Here is a 21,688-nt window from a genome sequence, read left to right as displayed (position 1 = left end):
CGGGGGGCACGAAAAATAATGTCAGAGAATAATAGAGTAATCTGGTCGCAGGGGATGTTCTTGCGCCCGCAACATTTTCAGCAGCATGACCGCTATATCGAAGCCTTGGTGCGGGGGCGGTGCGGTGTGGGCCGGGTCTATGACTGGGGCATTGCCCGACTGAAAATCGACCAGCGGCAATTGGCGATGGGCAAGTTTGCGCTGGCCGAATGCAGCGGAATTTTCCCGGACGGCACGCCTTTTAACCTGCCGGCCGATGACGAACTGCCCCAGCCTATCGACATACCGGTCGATGTGCAAAACAGCATTATCTATCTGTCCCTGCCGGCGCGCCTTGAAGGATCCATCGAAGTCGACAGCGCTGAAAAGCCCAATAATCTGGCGCGCTATCACGCCGTGGAAACGGAAGTCAGGGATCACAATACCAACAGCAACGAAGTTTCCGAGGTCATGATTGGCCGGTTGCATACCAGCCTGATGCTGGAAAAACAGGAACGTGCCGGCCATATCTGCATAGGCGTGGCCCGGGTCATCGAATCGCGCGCCGACAAGAACGTGATTCTCGACGAAGAATTTATCCCTCCCAGCCTTGATTGCCTTGCCAATCCGAAAATCATCGGCTTTATCAAGGAGATCTGCGGTTTGCTGCATACCCGGGGCGAGGCGCTGGCCGGCAGGGCGTCGGAAGCGGGGCGCGGAGGCGTTTCGGAAATTTCCGACTTTTTATTGCTGCAGGTCATCAACCGGCTGGAACCGCTTTTCGAGCACCTGCAGCATCTGCCCGGCATGCATCCGGAGGATTTCTACCGCATTGCGCTGCAAGTGGCCGGCGAGCTGTCGACTTTCTCCAAACCCAAAAAGCGTCCCGTCAGTCTGCCTGTTTACAAGCACGATAACCTGCAACTCACCTTCAGCTATGTCATCGAGGAAATACGCGACTGCCTGAGCCTGGTGCTGGAGCAAAACGCCATACCGATCCCGCTGACGCCGCCAAAATACGGCACACGCGCGGCGAAAATACCCGATTACAACTTACTGAAAGACGCCTTCTTCGTATTGGCCGTGAATGCACAGGTGCCGGTTGAATTGTTGCGCAGCCAGTTTCCGACTCAGGTTAAAATCGGCCCGGTCGAACAGATTCAGCAACTGGTCAGGTCGGCGCTGCCCGGCATCACCGTGCATCCGTTACCGGTCGCGCCCCGGCAGATTCCCTATCATGCGGGCTTTTCCTATTTTGAATTGAACAAGCAGAGCGAGTTTTGGCAGCAAATGCGCAAGTCCGGCGGCTTTGCCATCCATATCGCCGGCGAATTTCCGGGTCTTGAACTTGAATTTTGGGCAATTAAAAACGGGTAACACAGCGTGAATAATGGTGATCCTTTCGGCAACTTTCTAGACGACGACAAAACTGTTCTGAAACCTTCGCCGGGTCTGCGACGAAAACCCGCTTCGGAGCCCCCGCATCCGGAACAGACGGCACCGGCCTTTGGCCCCGGTGCTGCCGAGGTACTGACCCAGCGGATCAATCTGCAATCGGGCGACAATCCGCTGGTCGGCAGCGCCATGGCGCTATTGTCGCTGGTGACGCAGCTGCGTAACTCCGCATCGCATGCCGACATACCGGGGCTTAGAAATAAGCTGATCAGCGAGGTAAGAAACTTCGAGACCCAGGCCCTGCAGGCTGGCTGCCAGCCCGAGCACGTGCAGGCCGCGCGTTATGCGCTGTGCTCGCTGCTGGACGAATCGATACTCAATACGCCGTGGGGCTGCAATAGTCTCTGGACCACACAGAACCTGCTGGTCACCTTTCATAAGGAATCCTGGGGCGGCGAGAAGTTTTTTCAGATACTGAAGAATTTGATCGCGCAACCCGGCACTTACCTGCATTTGCTGGAGTTGTTTTATTTTTGCCTGAGTCTGGGTTTCGAGGGCAAGTACCGGGTGCTGGAGCACGGCTCGACACGGCTTGAAGAAGTGCGCGAAAACCTGTACCTGGTTATTCGCCGGCAAAGAGGCGACTTTGAAAAGGAATTGTCCGCGCACTGGCGCGGTATTACCGACAAGCGCAATGTGCTGGCCAAATATGTGCCTTTGTGGGTTGTGGCCTCGCTGACCGGCTTAATCCTGATGCTGGTATTCCTGGGGTTTCTGTATGCTGTCAATCAGGCTTCCAATCCGTTGCTGAGCCAGTTGTATAAGATTAAGGACGATCTCGATGCCAGGGTGGCCGCCAACAAACCCCGGCCGCAAGCACAGCCGGAAGTCGTGCCGGTCAGAAATATTATCGACGATATCAGCGCGTTTCTGGCGCCTGAAATTCAGCAGAATAAAGTCACTGTAGACTCGGTTAACGGCAAAACCGTAATCAGAATCATGGCCAAGAGCTTTTTTGCCTCCGGCAGCGACCAGGTTCAGACCATGTATTATCCGTTGCTGGAAAAAATTGCCCAGGCGCTGGCTACCGTCACCGATCCTATCACCGTGGTCGGGCATACCGATAATGTGCCCATTTTCACGGCCCGCTTTCCTTCCAATTGGGATTTGTCCAGTGCCAGAGCCCAGACCGTGGCGGCGTTTTTAAACAGCCGGGCCCGGTTTAGCCAACCGATTGCCTCGGAAGGGCGCGCGGATACGCAAAGTTTGGTTCCTAACGACAGTCCGGAGCACCGGGCCATGAATCGGCGTATAGAAATCAATTTTTAAGAATTTTAAGGTCAATCGTGAAAAAAATTATCGATTTCTTCAAGAAAAAATGGGTGATACAGCTCATTGGCATTATCGCGCTGAGTCTGGTGTTATGGTTTTTCGGTCCATTGATCGCGATAGGCGGCAAGGTTCCGTTTGAATCCGAGGTGTCGCGGTTAATCGCCATTCTGGTTATCGTGGTGCTATGGGGCGCCAATAACCTGCGTATTCAGGTCAAAGCCAACCGCGCCAACACGCAGATGGTCAATGAACTGGTGGAGACAAAAGGAGCCGATCCGTTGCTGGTCGATCATGAGTCGGCCGAAGAAATCGGCGTGCTCGGGCAAAACTTCGATGCCGCCTTGCAAACCCTGAAGCAGACCAAAAACAAGTCGTCGCAAGGCAGGCAGTATCTCTATGAGCTGCCCTGGTACATCATTATCGGTCCGCCGGGTTCCGGCAAAACCACGGCCTTGATCAATTCCGGCCTGGAGTTTCCATTGTCGGACCGCTTCGGTAAAAGCGCCATCCAGGGGGTCGGCGGCACGCGCAACTGCGACTGGTGGTTTACCGATCAGGCGGTATTGCTCGATACGGCCGGCCGTTATACCACCCAGGACAGTCATGAAGCCGTCGACAAAGCGGCCTGGTTGGGCTTTTTGGATCTGTTGAAAAAACACCGGCCGCGCCGGCCCGTCAACGGCGTGCTGGTCGCGATGAGTCTATCCGATCTGCTTCGCCAGACCGAGGAAGAGCGCACGCTGCATGCACAGGCTATCCGGCAGCGCATCCAGGAATTGAATGAGCAACTCGGCATTCGCATCCCGATCTATATGCTGTTCACTAAAACGGACCTGATCGCGGGCTTCACCGATTTTTTCGCCGATTTCGGCCATGACGAGCGCACCCAGGTGTGGGGCGTCACCTTTCCGGAAGAGAATGAACAACAGCCGGCCGATGTTATCGCCCGTGTGGGGCTGGACTATGACGAGCTGTTGGCGCGATTGAATGACCGCATGCAGAAGCGCTTGCAGGAAGAGCGGGATCTTCAGCGCCGCAATCTGATTTTTGGTTTTCCGCAGCGCATGTCGTTGCTGAAGGAACCGATGACCAGCTTCCTGCAGCAATGCTTCGGCGTTAACCGCTATCAGGCGCCTGCCTTGCTGCGCGGCGTTTATTTCACCAGCGGCACGCAGGAAGGTACGCCGATTGACCGGCTGATGGGCATACTGGCCAGTACTTTCAAGCTCGACCGTTTTTCGGCGCCGGTGTTCAGCGGCAAGGGCAAAAGCTATTTTCTGACGCGTCTGCTTAAGGAAGTGATCTTTGGCGAGGCGGAAATCGTCGGTTTGAACCAGCGCGTGGAACAGCGCCGCACGCTGATGCAAAGATTGGCATACGGAGCGGCCATGGCACTGACGATCGGCATGGCTGCCTTATGGTCGACCAGTTTCACGCGCAATCAATTGGCGATTGCCGACGTGCAGGATAAAAACGGACAGTACGAAAAAATAGTTGCCGATACGCCCGAATGGAAAAGCGATTTCGCCGCCTTGTTAAAACAGATGGATGCGCTTTACGCCGTGCGGGACGTTTTTCCGGAAGACGCGCCCTGGTCCATGCAGTTCGGACTTTACCAGGGCGACAAAGTCAGGCCCCTGGTCGAAAGCGCCTACGGCAAGCAATTGGCGAACCGTTTTCTGCCGCTCATCAAAGCCAGGCTGGAACAGCGCCTGGTCGGCGAGGAATCCAGGAATCCGGAGATTTTATATGAACTGCTGCGTGTGTATTTGATGCTCGGCAATCGGGATAAAATGGACGCCCGGATTTTCCGGCCCTGGATCGCGCTGGACTGGGAAAACAACTATCCGCAGGCTGTGCAGGAAGGGTTGCTGGTGCATCTGGACAATCTGTTGAAGTTGCCGCCGGAAGCCCAGCAGCTGGACGATCAGCTGATTGCCGACACCCGGCGGATATTGACGCAAATACCGGTGGCGCAACAGGTTTACATGCGTATCAAGCGCGAGGCCCTGCAGCGCCATGACTATGATTTCAAACTGATCGATGCCTTGGGTTTGGGCGGAAGCCGTGTGTTCTCGGCCGTCAACGGCACGCTGGAAGAACAGCTGATCCCCGGCTTTTTTACTTACGACGGCTTTTATCAGGTTTTTTTGAAGGAAAGCAAGGATCTGGCCAAGCAGACGGTCGAGCAGCGGTGGGTGCTGGGCGAGGATAACATGGCCGGCGTACAGGATTCAGCTGAACTGGAAGCCAAGCTGCGCAGTTATTATTTCATCGAATTCATCAAGCGCTGGGATGACTTGCTGAACAATCTGAAGATCAGGTCAACGGCCAACCTGCAGCAATCCATCGAAGTGCTGGAGGTGGTTTCCGGCAGCGATTCGCCCTTGCGCAAACTGTTGCAGGCGCTGGATCAACAGACGACGCTGACGCGTGTTTCGGCCGAAGCGGGCGCCCTGGATAAATTGAAGCAGGGCGTCGAGGCGGCCGGCGGCGATGCGCGCATGCAAAAACTGTTGAATACGGCCAAAGTGGCCGGCGTCACGACCGAGGCCGCGGGCGATTCAGGAAAGGAAGTCGAGCGTCATTTCGAAAGGCTGACCGCTCAAATCAGGAATATCGGCGGCGCCGTCGCTATCGATCAGATTATTGCCGATCTGGGTCAGCTCTATGGATACATGGCCGATCTGGGCAGTACTTCCGATGCCTCGGCAGCGGTCAATCTGGCGATGCAGCGCAGTTCGGGCGGCAACGATATCATTGCCCAGATTCAACTGCACTCGGCACGCTTGCCGGATCCTTTGCAGGATTGGGTCAGAACGCTGGCTTCGGGTAACTGGGGCATTATTCTGGGAGGAGCCAAGAGTCAATTGAATCGCAGCCTGAAAAGCGAAGTGACCACGATCTGCAAAAGCGCGCTGGAAGGCCGCTATCCATTGTCAAAAGCCAGTCGCACCGATATTACCCTGCAGGATTTCGGCAGATTTTTTGCGCCGAACGGGGTTTTGGACCAGTTTTTCAATACCCATCTGAAGCCGTTTGTCGATACCAGCGGTGTGCGCTGGAGGTTGATTGCCCAGGACAATCAATCGATCGGCATATCGCAGGGCGTTTTGAGCCAGTTCCAAAATGCGGCTAAAATACGCGACGTGTTTTTTCAGGGGGGCGGCCAGTTGCCGGCTATCTCGTTTGAACTTAAGCCGTTGCTGCTTGATTCGAATGCCTCGCGTTTCTGGCTCGACATGGGCGGACAGCAGATCAGCTACCGCCATGGCCCGGCGCGGGCCACGCAGTTCCAATGGCCGGGCACGGGCGGCGGACTGGTCCGGTACGGTTTCGAGCGGCTGGACGGCAGGCAGGTCAGCCGTTCGGAAGAGGGCGCCTGGGCTTTGTTCCGGGTACTGGACAAAGCTGACATACAAAAATCCACTCAGGATAGCTATGCCGTGACTTTCGACATCGAGGGGCTGAAGGCGAAATACGAGTTAAGAGCCAACAGCGTATTCAATCCGTTTGCATTCGATGCATTGAAAAATTTTCGCTGCATAGCCGGGATTTGATTATGGAAAACCTGTCCGCTCCGGGGTTTTATGGAAAATTACCGGTACTTGGTGATTTTGTTTCCCGTCGCCTTACGCGCGAGTTTATCCAGCCGTGGGATAAATGGCTGCAAAGTGCCATCGCCGTGAGTCAGCAGCATCTTGGCCAGCACTGGTTGAAGGCCTATCTCTCCAGTCCGGTCTGGCGTTTCGCATTGAGCCCGGGATTATGCGGCAATACCGGCTGGATCGGCGTGCTGATGCCCAGCGTTGACCGGGTCGGGCGTTATTTCCCGTTGACCGTTGCATTGCCTGCGCCGACTGGCGCCAATTTGTCCGATCTGTTCATGGCCAATAACGATTGGTACGGGGCCGTCGAGTCAGTCGCGCTGACGGCGTTGGAGGAAAATCTCGACCTGAACGATTTCGATGGTTTGCTCAACAGTATGCCTTTAGTGGTGAAACCGGATATGCGAACCGTCGACAGAACGTTGCAGCGCAATACCGATTCGGAGAAAAAGGCCCTATGTATCGGCATTGATCATACCGGCCCTGCTGAAGAGGCGCTGGCGGATTTCAAAACCGATCTGCTCGATGTTTTTACCTCCGGCTACAGTTTGTGGGCGACACTCGGCTGCGAGCACATCAAGCCGTTTCTGTTTGGCTGCGATGGTCTGCCGCCGGTAAATGCGTTCGTCGGCCTGCTGTCCGGCGATATGTCGTCCCGCGGCTGGCAGCTTGACACGACCACCTTGTCAAGCAGCGCCGAAGACGCTGACCCGGACAAGACGCTGCCGCCCCGGCGCAGCAACGGTCAAGCGAATAGCGGAAGCGCCGGTTTAATATATGGCGGACCGGGACTCAAATGGCGGTCTTGTGCCGGAACCGATGTCGGGCTGCGCCGAAAATGCAATGAAGATGCGATACTGGATCGCCCCCAGGCCGGCATATGGGCGGTAGCGGACGGCATGGGCGGTCATCAGGCCGGCGATGTGGCGAGCCGGATGATTGTCGAGGCCCTAGGCAATCTGGAATATTCAGACGATCTGGATGCCTCGATAAAAACAGCCGACACCTGCCTGAAGCAAGTCAATGAAGATCTGCGTGATCTGGCGGAAAGCCAGTTTAACAAACAAATCATCGGCAGTACGGTTGTGGCGCTGATAGCGGGCGTTAAGCATTTTGCCTGTCTGTGGGCCGGCGATAGCCGCCTTTACCGGCTTAGGAGCCGGCAGCTGGCACAGCTGACCGTGGACCACTGTGCCGAGGAATATCCTGTTAATGGACTGATACCTGCAGATAGACCGCTGAAACAGTCCAATATCATTACCCGCGCTATCGGCGCTGACGATGATTTGGTGCTGGACTGCGAGATCGTTGAAGTGCTGCCGGGCGATATTTACCTGCTTAGCAGCGACGGATTGGATAAAGAGGTCGGCTTTCACGAAATTGAGTCTATACTTAATGACTCTACCTGTGAGTCCGGTGTAAAGGCCTTGATTGATCTGACGCTGGAACGTGGCGCCCGCGATAACGTCTCGGTGGTGGTCGTGGAAATTATATAGACGCTAAGAACTATAGGGTTTTAGCATCTTTAATGATGTGATAGAGTTTGCATCAATAATAAAAAAATAAAAAAAATCAGGGGGAGCCATTGGCTGTCGATTTAGAAAGTTATTTGGAAGCGATAGATCCGGAAAATGTCTGCGGCGATGATCTGGAATACGATGCCGATTTTATTGCGCTTGAGCAGGCGATTAAGGGCAAGCCGGAGCAACAGGTCGGGGATACCATTCAAGAAGCGGAACCGCCCAACTGGCGTGAAATAAGAAAAAGCGCGGAACAGCTATTGACCCGTACCCGGGACCTGCGGGTACTGATCAGTTTGCTGCGGGCCCTGATCGCAACCGAAGGCTTCGCAGGCTTTAACGACGGCATATCCCTGATCAAGGCGCTGGTCGAACAGCGCTGGGACAGTATTTACCCTCAACTCGATCCGGACGATGACAACGACCCGACCGAACGGGTCAATATTCTGATGTCCTTGTGCGACCATGAGACCATTCTGCGTCCGCTTCAGCAAACGCCGCTCATTGAATCAAAAGGCCTGGGCCGGTTCAATCTGCGCGATGTTTCTATTGCCACGGGAAAAATAACCGTGGCCAACAACGACAGCGGCATCAGCTCATCGACAATAGACGCCGCCGTTCAGGACAGCGATCCGGAAAACCTTCAGCATACATTCGAGGCAATCAGCGCCGGCCTTGACAGCCTTAATGGCCTGGAGCGCTTTGTCACCGAGCAGGTCGGCATCAACGACGCACCTAACTTTGGCGACTTGAGAAATCTGCTAAAGGAAAGCAGAGCGCTGTTGACGGACTGGCTGGCAACACGAGGCGGCGTAGAAACGGTCGTTACCGACGAGGCTGAAAGCGCCAATGACGACGATGCCGGCAAAGCCGTGCCTGTTGCCGCTGAAAAAAAATCAGCACCGGGCGCCATCAACGATACACGCGATGTACTTAACGCACTGAACCTGGTCTGCGAGTACTACAAGAAAAATGAACCGTCCAGTCCGGTGCCTATTTTCATAGAGCGCGGTATGAGGCTGGTTGGCAAAAGCTTTATGGAAGCACTAAAGGATATCGCGCCTGACGGCCTGGATCAGGCCAATGTCATCAGGGGCATTCGTGATGAAGATGAATACTGAAATCAAGTAAGGTTTGGCAATTTAAACGTTAAATTTAAGGGGCATTATTAAATGGCACAAAGTAGTCAAAAGTTTATCGCACGCAATCGTGCGCCAAGAGTCCAGATCGAATACGACGTCGAATTATACGGAGCGGAAAAGAAAATTCAGTTGCCGTTTGTGATGGGCGTGCTGGCCGATCTGTCAGGAAATCCCGCCGAGCCTCTGGCTCCGGTCGCCGAGCGCAAGCTGCTGGAAATCGACGTCGACAATTTCGATGAACGCTTGAAATCCATGAAGCCGAGAGTGGCATTCAATGTGCCGAATACCATTACCGGCGAAGGCAATCTGAACGTGGATATCACTTTTCAGAGCATGGACGATTTTTCTCCCGCGGCTGTAGCCAGAAAAGTGGAGGGACTCAATAAACTGCTGGATGCCAGAACGCAACTGGCCAATCTGGTGACCTATATGGACGGCAAGGGCGGCGCGGAAGAATTGATCGCCAAAGCCATCAACGATCCCGCCTTGTTGCAATCGCTGGTCGCGGCGCCTAAGCCGGATGCCGAACCTGCATCAGAAAACCAGGACGCAGGAGAATAAGCCATGACTGAAGTAGCAAGCGCACCAGAAGCTCAGGCGGGGACGCAGGTACAGGAAACCAGCGATTTTTCATCCTTGCTGAACAAGGAGTTCAAGCCCAAGTCGGACCGCGCCAAGGCAGAGGTTGAGAACGCGGTTCAGACCCTGGCCGAATACGTCTTGAAAGATGCGTCCATCGTTTCGGAAGACGCCATCAATTCGATAGAAGCCATCATCGCGCAAATCGACAAAAAGCTGACCGAACAGGTTAACCTGATCCTGCACCATGAAGATTTTCAGAAGCTGGAAGGTTCATGGCGCGGCCTGCATTATATGGTTAACAATACCGAAACCGATGAGCAGCTGAAAATCAGGGTCATGAACATCACGAAAAAGGAGTTGGGCAAGACGCTGAAGAAATTCAAAGGCACGGCCTGGGACCAAAGTCCGCTGTTCAAGAAGCTTTATGAAGAAGAATACGGCCAGTTCGGCGGCGAACCGTTCGGCTGCCTGATGGGCGATTATTACTTTGACCATTCGCCGCAGGATGTCGAATTGTTGTCCCAGATAGCACAGATTTCCGCCGCTTCGCATGCGCCGTTCATTGCCGGTGTCTCGCCTTCGACGCTGCAGATGGATTCATGGGGCGAACTGGCCAATCCGCGCGACCTGACGAAAATATTCTCGACGCCCGATTATGCGGCGTGGCGCTCATTGCGCGAATCGGACGATTCCAAGTACATCGGCCTGGCCATGCCGCGTTTCCTGTCCCGTCTGCCGTACGGGTCCAAAACCGACCCGGTCGATGAGTTCGATTTCGAAGAAGATACCGAGTCGGCCAACAGCAGCAATTACGCCTGGTCGAATGCCGCCTATGCCATGGCGACCAATATCAACCGGTCGTTCAAGCTGTACGGCTGGTGCTCCAGAATCCGCGGCATTGAATCGGGCGGCGCGGTGGAAAATCTGCCCGTGCATTCTTTCCCGACCGATGACGGCGGCGTGGACATGAAATGCCCAACCGAAATCGCTATCAGCGACCGCCGCGAAGCGGAACTGGCCAAATCGGGCTTTATGCCGCTGGTGCATAAAAAGAACTCCGACTTCGCCGCATTCATCGGTGCGCAATCTTTGAATAAGCCGGCTGAATATGATGATCCGGATGCCACGGCGAATGCCAACCTTGCGGCCCGCCTGCCTTATCTGTTCGCGACCTGCCGTTTTGCGCATTACCTGAAATGCATTGTGCGGGATAAGGTCGGCTCTTTCAAGGAAAGAGAAGATATGGAGCGCTGGCTTAATGACTGGATCTTGAAATATGTGGATGGCGATCCGGCAAACTCCAGCGAAACAACTAAAGCGCAAAAGCCGCTGGCGGCCGCCGAGGTTGTTGTCGAGGAGATAGAGGGAAATCCCGGGTATTACTCGTCCAAGTTTTTTCTTCGCCCGCACTATCAGTTGGAAGGTCTGACAGTGTCGTTGCGATTGGTTTCCAAACTGCCCTCCGCGAAAGGCGGATAGTATTTTGGTGCTTACGAGTCATGGAGCCTAGCACTTATTAAGGACGACGCTTCTGGCTTTTTTTTTGATGTCTTAAAGTAAATAAAAGGAGAGACAAATGGCTGTAGATATGTTTATTAAAATCGGCGATATCAAAGGTGAATCGCGCGACAAAACTCATAAGGATGAGATTGACGTTTTGGCCTGGAGCTGGGGGATGTCGCAATCGGGCACCACACATACAGGCGGAGGCGGAGGCGCGGGCAAAGTCAGCGTACAGGATATATCGTTTACCAAATATGTTGATAAATCCTCCTCGCCTTTAATGATGGCTTGCTGCAACGGCAAGCATTATCCGGAAGCGACGCTGGTTGTTCGTAAAGCCGGAGAAACGCCTTTGGAATATATCGTTATTAAATTGAAGGAAGTGCTTGTTACTTCCGTCAGCACTGGCGGCAGCGGCGGCGAGGACCGATTGACAGAAAACGTCACGCTGAACTTCGCTCAGTTCGAATACGCCTATCAGCCGCAAAAAGCGGACGGTTCGAAAGACGGCGGTGCAATCGAAACGAAATGGAATATCGCCGAAAACGTTAAAATCTAAAGCGATGGAATGCGAAGAAGGTGCAATGCCTTCTTCGCGTCTTTCATGGCTCAAATAATAAAAATCCAAAGCGTTTTTTTAAAAGCAGAGCAAATTTATGAAGCTTGCGGAACAGCATTTACAGGAAGGCCAGCTTCAGGAAGCGCTGGTTGAACTCCAGAACCAGGTTCGTAAAGATCCTGCCAATCCTAAACTCAGAACATTTCTATTCCAACTTTTGGTTATTCTCGGCGAATGGGATCGCGCACTGACGCAGTTGACTGTGGCGGGCGATCTTGATGCCGCGAATCTTCCCATGGTACAGACCTATAGAGAGGCGATTCGTTGCGAGGTCTTGCGCAAGGATATCTTCGCCGGCCGTAAAACGCCGGTGGTTTTTGGCGAGCCCGCGCAGTGGATCGCACTATTGCAGGAAGCGCTCAAGCTGATCGCGGATAATCGTTTCGCTGAAGCGCGAAATCTGCGCGATCAGGCTTTCGAACTGGCTCCCGCCACACCCGGAACAATCGACGGCACGGCCTTTAACTGGATCGCGGACGCCGATACCCGACTAGGCCCTATGCTGGAAACGGTGGTCAACGGCCGTTACTACTGGGTTCCCTTTAACCAGATTCGCGAGATTCACATTGAGGCACCTGCCGATCTGCGTGATTTTGCCTGGATGCCGGCGCATTTTATCTGGGCCAACGGCGGCGAAGCCTTCGGCTTGATTCCCACGCGTTATCCGGGCTCGGAAACCGCCGATGACTCGGCAATACGCCTGGCACGCAAGACTCAATGGCAGGAACAGGCGGAAGAGACTTTCATCGGCCTGGGTCAGCGCCTGCTGAGCACGGATGAGAACGACTATGCGGTGATGGATATTCGCGAAATCAAGTTCAATGCCGATTGACGCCGGTTTGAGTCATTGAGAAAGATAGCGTGAAAAAATTTTCCGAAGCATACGAAAAAGCGCTGCATGTGATAACGGCACAAAAGTTTGCCGACGATTGGCAGGGGTTTCTGCAAAATCAGGCTCGGGTCAAGGAATTGCTTAAGCCGGACGGCCCGGATTCAACACAGGCGGACGGTCTGGATAAAATACGCAAGAAAATCAATGACGCCAGCCATCACACCCTGGTGGCGTTCTTTGTCGGCGGCGGTTCAGGCGAAAAATTTGTCGAGGCGAGCAAAAATACGGCCTCGGCGGGAAAGCTGGAGGACCGGGCGGCGACATTGAAGATGCTGTATCATTTTTATCTGGCCAAGCAACGAGGCGCGCAGGATGTGTGGGTGTATTCGCCACCCAAGGCGTTTGCACAGTGGATCTATGACGAGATCAAACCGCCCGAAAAAACCATGGTTGCCCGGTTGGGCAAGGCTAAGGAAGTCTACTCGGCGGGCGAAAGGAAAATCATGGGCGAGGCGCTGCTGTTGGCATTGAACTGGTCTTTGAACGTGGTTGCCAAGTTGGGCGATGCGAAAGACGATAGCAAAAAAATCATTCGCAAATGGTTCGCGGATGAAAACACGACCGATCAGCAAATTAATGAAGCCACCGAGAAACTGAAAACCGGCTTCCAGAAAATAGCCAACGTTGCCAATTCCAATAAGCTGATTTTCTCGGATGAACCGCTAGACCGCAACAAGGGCGGCTGGAAGGATTGGGCTTTTGTCTATAAAACCGAACCGCTGGAAGTCATTTACCTGCAAGGCGCTTTCTTGAAATCGGGCAACAGCGGCAAGCTATGGATGTGCGCATTGACCATCATTCATGAATTATCGCATCGCGCGGTCAACACCCGGGACCATCGTTACGATAGCGATGGCTTGAAGCCTTCGACGGGCGGGCTGCCGTATAGTAAGGCCCTGGAAAACGCCGACACCTGGGCTTACTTTGCCACCGATCTGGCCGGCAAACTATCGAATTCCGATTCCGGCAGGGTCCTGGCCAGACCGGTGTCTCACTTTTATGGGTAACGAGGGCGCGATGGAAAAAAAAAGGAAGGGGCCGGAGCCTGTCAAACCGGTCAGCCATAACGGTGTGCGTTATGAAGCCGTGCATTGGGGAAAAGCCAGGGGGCTGGAACAGAACGGCGGCTATATTGCCGCCTACGACGACAACAGCGGCCAGGAGTTGTGGTTGTTGAAAGTGTACGACGTACCTTATGACGATGACATGGAAGACGATAAGCAGGATGTCTTTATCACCGATATGCGGCTCGGCTGGTTCAGGAAGCAGCGGTTATCGGTTAAAAACGAACGCAATCAGAAATATTATGTTGATCTGACTGATAAAAGCGTCAGTCCGGCCTGATGGGGAGAGTCTGTATGTTCAGATATTTGGCGCTAGGCGGTTTATTGCTGTTACTGCTCAATGACAGCGTCGCGCTGGCCGGGGAAATGTCGAAAAAACGTGCAGGGCCTGCCGCTGCCGCGCCGGTCACCATCGGGCAGGTGCGTTACGAAGCGGTACCCTGGGGCAGAATACGCGAGCTTGATCAAAACGGTGGTTACATCGCCGCGATTGATGAAAACAGCGGCCAGGAGTTGTGGATATTGAAGGTTTACGATGTGCGGTATGACGGCGATATGGAAGATGACAAGCAGGACCTGTTTATTACGCGCATCGAGTCCAAAGACAACCGCACCCTGCTGATTGAAAACGAGAATGGCGAACGCTTCATCGTCGATTTACCGACACGCACCGTTAAGCCGGAATGACCGCCGCATTTGCACGGGACGACAAATAAAAACCATGGCCGAACTTACCCAGAAAGAACGTTTACAGCCCTCGCTCCTTGACCGGTTAACCGACGATGCGCCCGATAAAACGCAGGAATCGCGCGACCAGCGCGTCCTGTCGCTGAGCCGCCTGCGGCAGGGGGTATTGCGGGACATGGGCTGGCTGCTGAATACCGGTAGTCTCGATGCGGTCGAGGATTTTGCCGGCTTGCCTCTGGTCGCGGGCTCGGTAATCAATTACGGCATTCCGGATCTGGCCGGCACGACGTTATCGGGCGCCGATGTGCTGGAAATTGAGCGCCGCGTCCGTCAGGCCATTTGGGATTTTGAACCGCGCATCCTGCGCGATTCGGTCAAGGTCACGGTAACCGCGTCGGAAGACCAGATGAATCATAACGCCATGTCCTTCGACATAGAAGGCGACCTTTGGGCGCAACCCCTGCCGTTGCGACTCTACCTTAGAACAGAACTCGATCTTGAGACGGGCAACATGGAAATTATGGATAGAGGCGGCTAGTTATGGACCCTCGATTACTGAAATACTATCACCGCGAACTGCAGCACATCCGTGAAATGGGCGGCGAGTTTGCGCGTGAATTCCCTAAAATTGCCGGCAGACTGGGCCTGGACGAATTCGAATGCGCGGACCCTTACGTCGAACGTCTGCTGGAAGGGTTCGCTTTCATGGCGGCGCGCGTCCAGCTCAAGGTCGATGCGGAGTTTCCCCGTTTCACCCAGCATTTGCTGGACATAGTCTATCCGCATTATCTGGCGCCCACGCCCTCCATGACGGTCGTGCAGTTTCAGCCGGATTTGTCGGAAGGGGCGCTCAATGAAGGCTTTCCGATTCCCAGGAACACTTCTTTGCGCAGCCAGATCGGCAAGGGCGAGCAGACCGCTTGCGAATACCGTACCGCGCACGATTTGACGCTGTGGCCCCTGGAACTGGTGGAAGCCGAGTATCTGGCCGGCGCCGGTGCCGTCGCCAATATCGGCGCACCCAGCCTGCCCGGACTGAAAGCCGGCATTCGGTTGCGCCTGAGAACGACGGCGGGACTGAAATTCAACCAGATCGCACTGGATCATCTGCCGCTTTACCTGCGCGGCGTGGGTGAATTGCCCATGCGGATTTACGAGCAGATGCTGGCCAATGCCATTGGCGTGGTGGTGCAGCCCACGCAACGGCCGGTCGCCTGGCAACAAGTCATCAGGCACGCCGGTGTCCGGCCCTTGGGCTTTGAAGACAATCAGGCGCTGTTGCCGTATGTCTCGCGTTCCTTCCAGGGCTACCGGTTATTGCAGGAATATTTTGCCTTTCCCGAGCGTTTCATGTTCGTCGAATTGACGCAGTTGCAGGAGGCGGTTCGGCAATGCCCCGACAACGAGCTGGATATCATCATCCTGCTCAACCGCAGCAACCCTCAGTTGATCAATTCGATCGATGCCTCACGCTTTGCCTTGTTCTGCTCGCCGGCCATCAATGTCTTTCCCAAACGAACCGACCGAATCCATTTGACCAACCAGACCGCCGAATACCATGTCGTTCCCGACCGGACCCGGCCATTGGATTACGAGGTTTATCAAGTGACCGAAGTCACGGGCTATGGCAGCACGGCCGATGACAAGCAGGAATTTTTGCCCTTTTATCAGGCCAGCGCCGATGCCAGCCACAAGCGTAAACGGGCTTACTATACCCTGATCCGGTCGCCGCGCGTCGTTTCGTCCAAGCAGCGACAATACGGGCCGCGCTCCAGCTACACCGGCAATGAAATATATATTTCCCTGGTGGATGCCAATGAGGCGCCGTTTAAAAGCGATCTGAGGCAGCTCGGTCTTGCCACGCTGTGCACGAATCGCGACTTGCCGCTGCAATTGCCGATTGGCGTCGGAACGACCGATTTTACCATTCAGACCGGCGCGCCGGTTCAGTCGATACGCTGCCTGTCAGGTCCGACCCGGCCGCGTCCGTCCAACGCCCATAAGGATACGGCATGGAAACTGATCAGCCATCTGTCGCTGAACTATCTGACGATCGTCGATAACAACGACAAAGAAGGCGCCATGGCGTTCCGGAATCTGCTGTCATTATATGGCGAAAACAGCGATGCGGGTTTTCGCAAGCAAATAGAAGGGGTGTTGTCGATTCAATCCAAATCCATCGTCCGGCGCATCAATACCAAGGGGCCGATCGTGTTCGGGCGCGGCCTGGAAGTATCGGTCAATGTCGATGAAGCCGCCTTTGAAGGCAGCGGTGTGTTTTTGCTGGGGACGGTGCTGGAGCGGTTTTTTGCGCAATATGTGTCTATCAATTCATTTACGGAAATGGTGTTGAAAACCAGTGACCGGGGCGAGGTAATGCGATGGCCGACGAGAATCGGGCAGCGTCATCTGATCTAGAAGCATCGCTAGGCAGGGAGCCGTATAAATACGGCTTTTTCCAGTTGCTGCGCCTTATGGAATGCGCCTACAAGGATAAACCGCGGCTGGGCCGTTCGGCCAGGCCCGCCGATGATCCGGTCAGGCTGGGGCAGGAAGTTTCGCTGACCTTCGAGTCCTCCACGCTCAGCGCGTACACGCCGGGCAAGGACGGGCGTCCGCCGCGCCTGACGGGGCGCTTTTTGGGCCTGTTCGGTACCAACGGACCGTTGCCCCTGCACCTGACCGAATACGTTCGCGAAAGAATTTATCATTACCGCGACCACACCTTGGCGCGTTTTGCCGACATATTCCATCATCGCATGATGTGCCTGTTCTATCGCGCCTGGGCCGATACCGAGCCGGCCGTCAGTTTCGATCGGCCCGAGTCTGACCGGTTTTCCGGCTATGTCGGCTCGCTGGCGGGCCTGGGTCTGGAATCCCTGCGCGAGCGTGATGCCATGCCCGACCTGGCCAAGTTCTACTATGCCGGTTATTTGTCCAGTCAGGCCAAGAATGCCGAAGGGCTGCGGGCGCTGCTGGCGGACTATTTCAGATTGCCCGTCACCATCGAGGAATTTGTCGGCGAATGGCTGGATATTCAGGATTCCGATCTGACGCGGCTGGGCGAGACGCCGCGCACGGGCGAGCTGGGCGTATCGGCGATTCTGGGTTCACGGGTCTGGGCGTGCCAGCATAAATTCCGCATCCGCTTCGGCCCGCTGAGCTTGCCGGAATATCAGAGTCTGTTGCCGACCGGTAACCGTATCGGGCAACTGATCGCGGTAGTCCGCAATTACATAGGCGATGAACTGGTCTGGGATGTCAATCTGGTCCTGAAAAAAGAACAAGTGCCCGGCACCTGTCTGGATGGGCAGACAGGCCTGGGCTGGACCAGTTGGCTGGGCGACCGGCACGAGAATACGGACGCTGACGATTTGATGCTGAATCCTTTATAAAACAGCCGAACGCAGCGCAAAGCACAATAAAAAACAAAATTTACTAGGGGGGAAAAATGACCGACATCAGTCGTGTGGCACTGTTCGGGAAGCTGAACAGCGTATGTTACAAAGCGATAGAAGGCGCAACGGTATTTTGCAAGATGCGCGGCAATCCTTATGTGGAGCTGGTGCATTGGCTGCATCAGATTCTGCAGCTGCAGGATTCCGATCTGCATAAGATCATCCGCCAGTTCAATCTCGACCCATCCCGGCTGGCCAAGGATTTCACCGATGCGCTCGACCGGCTGCCCCGAGGCTCCACGTCCATTTCCGACCTGTCCTCGCACGTCGAGGAAGCGGTCGAGCGCGGCTGGGTTTTCGGCACGCTGATGTTCGGCGAATCGCAAGTCCGCTCGGGCCATCTGGTCGTCGGCATCCTGAAAACCAAGGGCCTGACGCATGCCCTGCAAAGCATCTCCAGGGAATTCGACAAGATCAAGCCCGATACCCTGACCGAGCGTTTCGCTGAAATCGTCAGCGGTTCGCCGGAAGAAGGCCTGCACGCCAGCGACGGCTTTCAGGTCGGCGGCGGCGCCGTGCCGGGCGAAGCCAGCGGCGCCATGTCGCCGGCGCAGATGGGCAAGCAGGAAGCGCTGAAGCAGTTTACCGTCGACCTGACCGAGCAGGCGCGGCAGGGCAAAATGGACCCGATCGTCGGGCGTGACGAGGAAATCCGCCAGGTTATCGACATCCTGATGCGCCGACGCCAGAACAACCCGATCCTGACCGGCGAGGCCGGTGTCGGCAAGACGGCCGTGGTCGAAGGCTTCGCCCAGAAAATCGTCGCCGGCGACGTACCGCCGTCCTTGCGCGATGTATCGCTGCGCACGCTCGATGTCGGCTTGCTGCAGGCCGGCGCCAGCATGAAGGGCGAGTTCGAAAACCGCCTGCGCCAAGTCATAGAAGAAGTTCAGTCATCGGAAAAGCCGATCATCCTGTTCATCGATGAAGCCCATACGCTGGTCGGCGCCGGCGGCGCGGCCGGCACCGGCGATGCGGCCAATCTGCTGAAACCGGCTCTGGCGCGCGGCACCTTGCGCACGGTGGCGGCGACGACCTGGGCCGAATACAAGAAACATATCGAAAAGGATCCGGCCCTGACGCGCCGGTTCCAGGTTGTGCAGGTGCACGAGCCGAGCGAGGAAAAAGCCATTCTGATGATGCGCGGCGTGGCCTCGGTTATGGAAAAACACCATCAGGTGCAGGTGCTCGACGAGGCGCTGGAAGCGGCGGTCAGGTTGTCGCATCGCTATATTCCGGCCCGGCAATTGCCCGATAAATCGGTCAGCCTGCTCGATACGGCTTCGGCCCGCGTCGCGATCAGCCAGCATGCCGTGCCGGCCGAGGTGGACGATTGCCGCAAACGCATCGCGGCGCTGGAAACCGAGCTGGCCATTATCGGCCGCGAAAAAGCGGTCGGGGTCGATATCAAAGACCGCGAAAAACTCGCGGCCGAAAAACTCGGCACGGAAAAAGACCGTTTGAGCAAACTGGAAGCGCGCTGGAATGCCGAGCGCGAGCTGGTCAAGAGCATACTCGATATCCGCAGTCAGCTGCGCGATCAGACCGGCAAGGTGGAAGGCACGGACAGTCCGCTGGAAAAAGCCGCCGACCGGATCGCCGAAACCGAAACCGCCCCGGCAGCGGCCGATGTGCCGCGCGAACAGTTGCTGGAGGAACTAACAGCCTTGCAGGCCAAGCTGCATGAACTGCAAGGCGAGACGCCGCTGATTCTGCCCAGCGTCGATGCGCAGGCCGTCGCGTCCGTGGTCGGCGACTGGACCGGGATCCCGGTCGGCCGCATGGTCAAGAACGAAATCGAAACCATCCTGAACCTGGCCGATAACCTCGAACAGCGCATCATCGGTCAACGCCATGCGCTGGACATGATCGCCAGACGCATCCAGACCTCGCGCGCCGGCCTCGACAATCCCAACAAGCCCATCGGCGTGTTCATGCTGGCCGGGACTTCCGGGGTCGGCAAGACCGAAACGGCGCTGGCCCTGGCTGAAGCGTTGTACGGCGGCGAGCAGAACGTCATCACCATCAACATGAGCGAATACCAGGAAGCGCATACCGTCTCGACCCTGAAAGGCGCGCCTCCGGGCTATGTCGGTTACGGCGAAGGCGGCGTCCTGACCGAAGCGGTCCGGCGCCGTCCCTACAGCGTCGTGCTGCTGGACGAAGTGGAAAAAGCCCATCCCGACGTGCACGAGATCTTCTTCCAGGTCTTCGACAAGGGCTGGATGGAAGACGGCGAAGGTCGGGTCATCGATTTCAAAAACACTCTGATTCTGCTGACCACGAACGCGGGCACGGACATGATCATGAACCTGTGCAAGGATCCGGATTTGATGCCCGAGCCCGAAGGCATCGCCAAAGCCCTGCGCGAACCCTTGCTGAAAGTGTTCCCGCCGGCCTTGCTCGGACGCGTCGTCGTCATTCCTTATTATCCGCTCAGCGACGAGATGATCGCGGCGATTGCCCGGTTGCAACTGGGCCGTATCGGAAATCGCATCGCCGAAAGCCATAAAGTGCCGTTTACTTATGATGACGAGGTGGTCAAGCTCATCGCCGAACGCTGCACGGAACTGGAAAGCGGCGGCCGCATGATCGACGCGATTCTGACCAATACCGTGCTGCCGAAAATCAGCCAGGAATTCCTGCACCGCATGATGGAAGGCAAGCCGGTCGAGCGCGTGCATGTCAGCGTGCAGGACGGGGAATTCGGGTATGGGTTTGAGTGAAACCGGGGTTAGTAAATGGAAAATGTTCTCCTGCCAGACCTGTTATGTCAGGGCATGGAATTTTCCAGACGCTTTCAGGCTTCGTCCTATTTACGGCATAAATGAATCCGGCAGGCATAAAACATGAAAATTTTTACTGAAGCATATAAAAAAGCGAAAGATGTCATTGAAAAGAAGGAGTTTACAGGCCCGGAATGGCAAAAATTTTTAAAAGAGGACGCGAAAATCAAAGGCTTGTTTGGATCGGACGGGTTTAGCTCCGCCCATTTCAAAACGCCCGATAAGATAAGAAAAAAAATAAAATCCGAGACAACCAATGCCTTGATCAGATTTGTCATCGGCGGCAAAAAAAGCGGTGACGTTGTTTATGAGGCGGCCAACAACACGAATGATCTTGCCGGATTGAATGACAGAGCCGCCGCCTTGAAATTCGTCAAGCATTTATATCGAGCTCAAAAACGGGGTGGGCAGGACGTCTGGATTTATTCGCCTCCGAAACAACACGCAGGATGGATTTTTGATGAGATCACGGGAGGCAAGGAATCGGTTATAGCCAAGCTAAGCATGGAAGAGGAACTGTTTTCGGAAACCGACATGAAGAATATGTGTTCAGCGCTTTCCCTGGCCTTGAAGATATGCGAAGACAGCAAAATAAAGCTCGCGGATAAAAATGACAACACAAAAAAAATTATCCGGCGCTGGTTTATGGATCAGGATTGCGGGGAAACAGAACTCAACGGCGCTATCGCGAAATTGAGTGACGGCTTCAAAAAGATAACCGACTGCTGTAACTCAAACACGCTGGTTTTTACCGATTATCCTGATTGGCGTACCCGCAGAAACACGCTTATGGGCGGCGCGATACCAGGCGGCGAGGGAGGCGGATTTCCGATTATTTATATAGAAGGGGCATTTACCGAACTGGCCAACCGGAGTGGAAATCTTTGGACCTGCGCCCGAACCATTATCCATGAGTTTTCTCATCATGAGATTAAAACCAAGGACCATAAGTACAGGCATCAAGGATTAAAACCGGACAAAGCGAAATTGCCTTATGCAAAAGCCATCGATAATGCCGATAGTTGGGCCTGTTTTGCCGTGGATCTGGCCGGCTACATGCCGGAGTCCGACCGAAACAGTTTTCTTAAATAACTGATGTTACGCAGTCAGTTGAATCTGTA

17 protein-coding genes are annotated in these 21,688 nt (G+C 55.0%); all 17 read left to right on the top strand.

Translation table 11 applies throughout. From position 1 onward, the window contains the following. The first annotated feature begins 18 nt into the window (after window positions 1-18). Entirely contained in the window at window positions 19-1,356 is a 1,338-nt protein-coding gene (tssK, locus tag METMA_RS0100910) for a type VI secretion system baseplate subunit TssK (protein WP_027146930.1), read from the top strand. Between the two features lie 6 nt (window positions 1,357-1,362). Further along, entirely contained in the window at window positions 1,363-2,703 is a 1,341-nt protein-coding gene (icmH, locus tag METMA_RS0100905; protein WP_020157169.1) for a type IVB secretion system protein IcmH/DotU, read from the top strand. Between the two features lie 17 nt (window positions 2,704-2,720). Then, window positions 2,721-6,266: a type VI secretion system membrane subunit TssM gene (gene tssM / locus METMA_RS0100900; protein WP_020157168.1), complete on the top strand. Its 3,546-nt coding sequence runs from the start codon at window positions 2,721-2,723 to the stop codon at window positions 6,264-6,266. 2 nt (window positions 6,267-6,268) lie between these two features. Beyond that, complete coding sequence (tagF, locus tag METMA_RS26120) at window positions 6,269-7,810, top strand: type VI secretion system-associated protein TagF (RefSeq protein ID WP_020157167.1); 1,542 nt, start codon at window positions 6,269-6,271, stop codon at window positions 7,808-7,810. An 89-nt stretch (window positions 7,811-7,899) separates the two neighbouring features. Next, a complete protein-coding gene (gene tssA / locus METMA_RS0100890; protein WP_020157166.1) occupies window positions 7,900-8,955 on the top strand; it encodes a type VI secretion system protein TssA in 1,056 nt (351 codons plus the stop codon). Window positions 8,956-9,006: 51 nt separating this feature from the next. After that, complete coding sequence (gene tssB / locus METMA_RS0100885) at window positions 9,007-9,537, top strand: type VI secretion system contractile sheath small subunit (RefSeq protein WP_020157165.1); 531 nt, start codon at window positions 9,007-9,009, stop codon at window positions 9,535-9,537. Between the two features lie 3 nt (window positions 9,538-9,540). After that, the gene (tssC, locus tag METMA_RS0100880) at window positions 9,541-11,037 is read left to right on the top strand and encodes a type VI secretion system contractile sheath large subunit (protein WP_020157164.1); all 1,497 of its coding nucleotides are present in this window, start codon (window positions 9,541-9,543) and stop codon (window positions 11,035-11,037) included. A 97-nt stretch (window positions 11,038-11,134) separates the two neighbouring features. Next, window positions 11,135-11,620 carry an Hcp family type VI secretion system effector gene (locus METMA_RS0100875; protein WP_020157163.1) on the top strand — a complete coding sequence of 162 codons (486 nt, stop codon included), beginning with the start codon at window positions 11,135-11,137 and terminating at the stop codon, window positions 11,618-11,620. 97 nt (window positions 11,621-11,717) lie between these two features. Continuing rightward, complete coding sequence (locus METMA_RS0100870) at window positions 11,718-12,512, top strand: type VI secretion system accessory protein TagJ (RefSeq protein WP_020157162.1); 795 nt, start codon at window positions 11,718-11,720, stop codon at window positions 12,510-12,512. A gap of 29 nt (window positions 12,513-12,541) precedes the next feature. Further along, window positions 12,542-13,579 carry a M35 family metallo-endopeptidase gene (locus METMA_RS23615; RefSeq protein WP_020157161.1) on the top strand — a complete coding sequence of 346 codons (1,038 nt, stop codon included), beginning with the start codon at window positions 12,542-12,544 and terminating at the stop codon, window positions 13,577-13,579. Window positions 13,580-13,589: 10 nt separating this feature from the next. Beyond that, window positions 13,590-13,916: a hypothetical protein gene (locus METMA_RS0100860; RefSeq protein WP_152564971.1), complete on the top strand. Its 327-nt coding sequence runs from the start codon at window positions 13,590-13,592 to the stop codon at window positions 13,914-13,916. Window positions 13,917-13,930: 14 nt separating this feature from the next. Next, complete coding sequence (locus METMA_RS0100855) at window positions 13,931-14,323, top strand: hypothetical protein (protein WP_020157159.1); 393 nt, start codon at window positions 13,931-13,933, stop codon at window positions 14,321-14,323. Window positions 14,324-14,357: 34 nt separating this feature from the next. Next, window positions 14,358-14,861, top strand: coding sequence for a type VI secretion system baseplate subunit TssE (gene tssE, locus METMA_RS0100850; RefSeq protein WP_020157158.1), 504 nt, complete (start codon window positions 14,358-14,360; stop codon window positions 14,859-14,861). A gap of 2 nt (window positions 14,862-14,863) precedes the next feature. Then, window positions 14,864-16,741, top strand: a complete 1,878-nt coding sequence (gene tssF / locus METMA_RS0100845) for a type VI secretion system baseplate subunit TssF (protein ID WP_020157157.1) — start codon at window positions 14,864-14,866, stop codon at window positions 16,739-16,741. Beyond that, the gene (gene tssG, locus METMA_RS0100840) at window positions 16,705-17,718 is read left to right on the top strand and encodes a type VI secretion system baseplate subunit TssG (protein WP_027146928.1); all 1,014 of its coding nucleotides are present in this window, start codon (window positions 16,705-16,707) and stop codon (window positions 17,716-17,718) included. The genes tssF and tssG overlap by 37 nt, the downstream gene beginning before the upstream one ends. A gap of 56 nt (window positions 17,719-17,774) precedes the next feature. Then, window positions 17,775-20,507, top strand: coding sequence for a type VI secretion system ATPase TssH (tssH, locus tag METMA_RS0100835; RefSeq protein ID WP_020157155.1), 2,733 nt, complete (start codon window positions 17,775-17,777; stop codon window positions 20,505-20,507). A 123-nt stretch (window positions 20,508-20,630) separates the two neighbouring features. Beyond that, window positions 20,631-21,659 carry a M35 family metallo-endopeptidase gene (locus METMA_RS0100830; RefSeq protein WP_020157154.1) on the top strand — a complete coding sequence of 343 codons (1,029 nt, stop codon included), beginning with the start codon at window positions 20,631-20,633 and terminating at the stop codon, window positions 21,657-21,659. Window positions 21,660-21,688: the final 29 nt, after the last annotated feature.

The organism is Methylobacter marinus A45, assembly GCF_000383855.1.
GTDB lineage: Bacteria > Pseudomonadota > Gammaproteobacteria > Methylococcales > Methylomonadaceae > Methylobacter > Methylobacter marinus.
The sequence above is the reverse complement of the archived record's forward strand: the minus strand, read 5'-3'. Positions and strand labels throughout refer to the sequence as shown.

Coding starts and splice junctions, on each gene's coding strand:
- METMA_RS0100870 (WP_020157162.1), top strand. CDS start 11,718: ATGAAGCTTGCGGAACAGCATTTACAGGAAGGCCAGCTTCAGGAAGCG.
- tssG (WP_027146928.1), top strand. CDS start 16,705: ATGGCCGACGAGAATCGGGCAGCGTCATCTGATCTAGAAGCATCGCTA.
- tssC (WP_020157164.1), top strand. CDS start 9,541: ATGACTGAAGTAGCAAGCGCACCAGAAGCTCAGGCGGGGACGCAGGTA.
- METMA_RS0100860 (WP_152564971.1), top strand. CDS start 13,590: ATGGAAAAAAAAAGGAAGGGGCCGGAGCCTGTCAAACCGGTCAGCCAT.
- tssH (WP_020157155.1), top strand. CDS start 17,775: ATGACCGACATCAGTCGTGTGGCACTGTTCGGGAAGCTGAACAGCGTA.
- tagF (WP_020157167.1), top strand. CDS start 6,269: ATGGAAAACCTGTCCGCTCCGGGGTTTTATGGAAAATTACCGGTACTT.
- tssF (WP_020157157.1), top strand. CDS start 14,864: ATGGACCCTCGATTACTGAAATACTATCACCGCGAACTGCAGCACATC.
- tssB (WP_020157165.1), top strand. CDS start 9,007: ATGGCACAAAGTAGTCAAAAGTTTATCGCACGCAATCGTGCGCCAAGA.
- tssE (WP_020157158.1), top strand. CDS start 14,358: ATGGCCGAACTTACCCAGAAAGAACGTTTACAGCCCTCGCTCCTTGAC.
- METMA_RS0100875 (WP_020157163.1), top strand. CDS start 11,135: ATGGCTGTAGATATGTTTATTAAAATCGGCGATATCAAAGGTGAATCG.
- METMA_RS0100855 (WP_020157159.1), top strand. CDS start 13,931: ATGTTCAGATATTTGGCGCTAGGCGGTTTATTGCTGTTACTGCTCAAT.
- METMA_RS0100830 (WP_020157154.1), top strand. CDS start 20,631: ATGAAAATTTTTACTGAAGCATATAAAAAAGCGAAAGATGTCATTGAA.
- tssK (WP_027146930.1), top strand. CDS start 19: ATGTCAGAGAATAATAGAGTAATCTGGTCGCAGGGGATGTTCTTGCGC.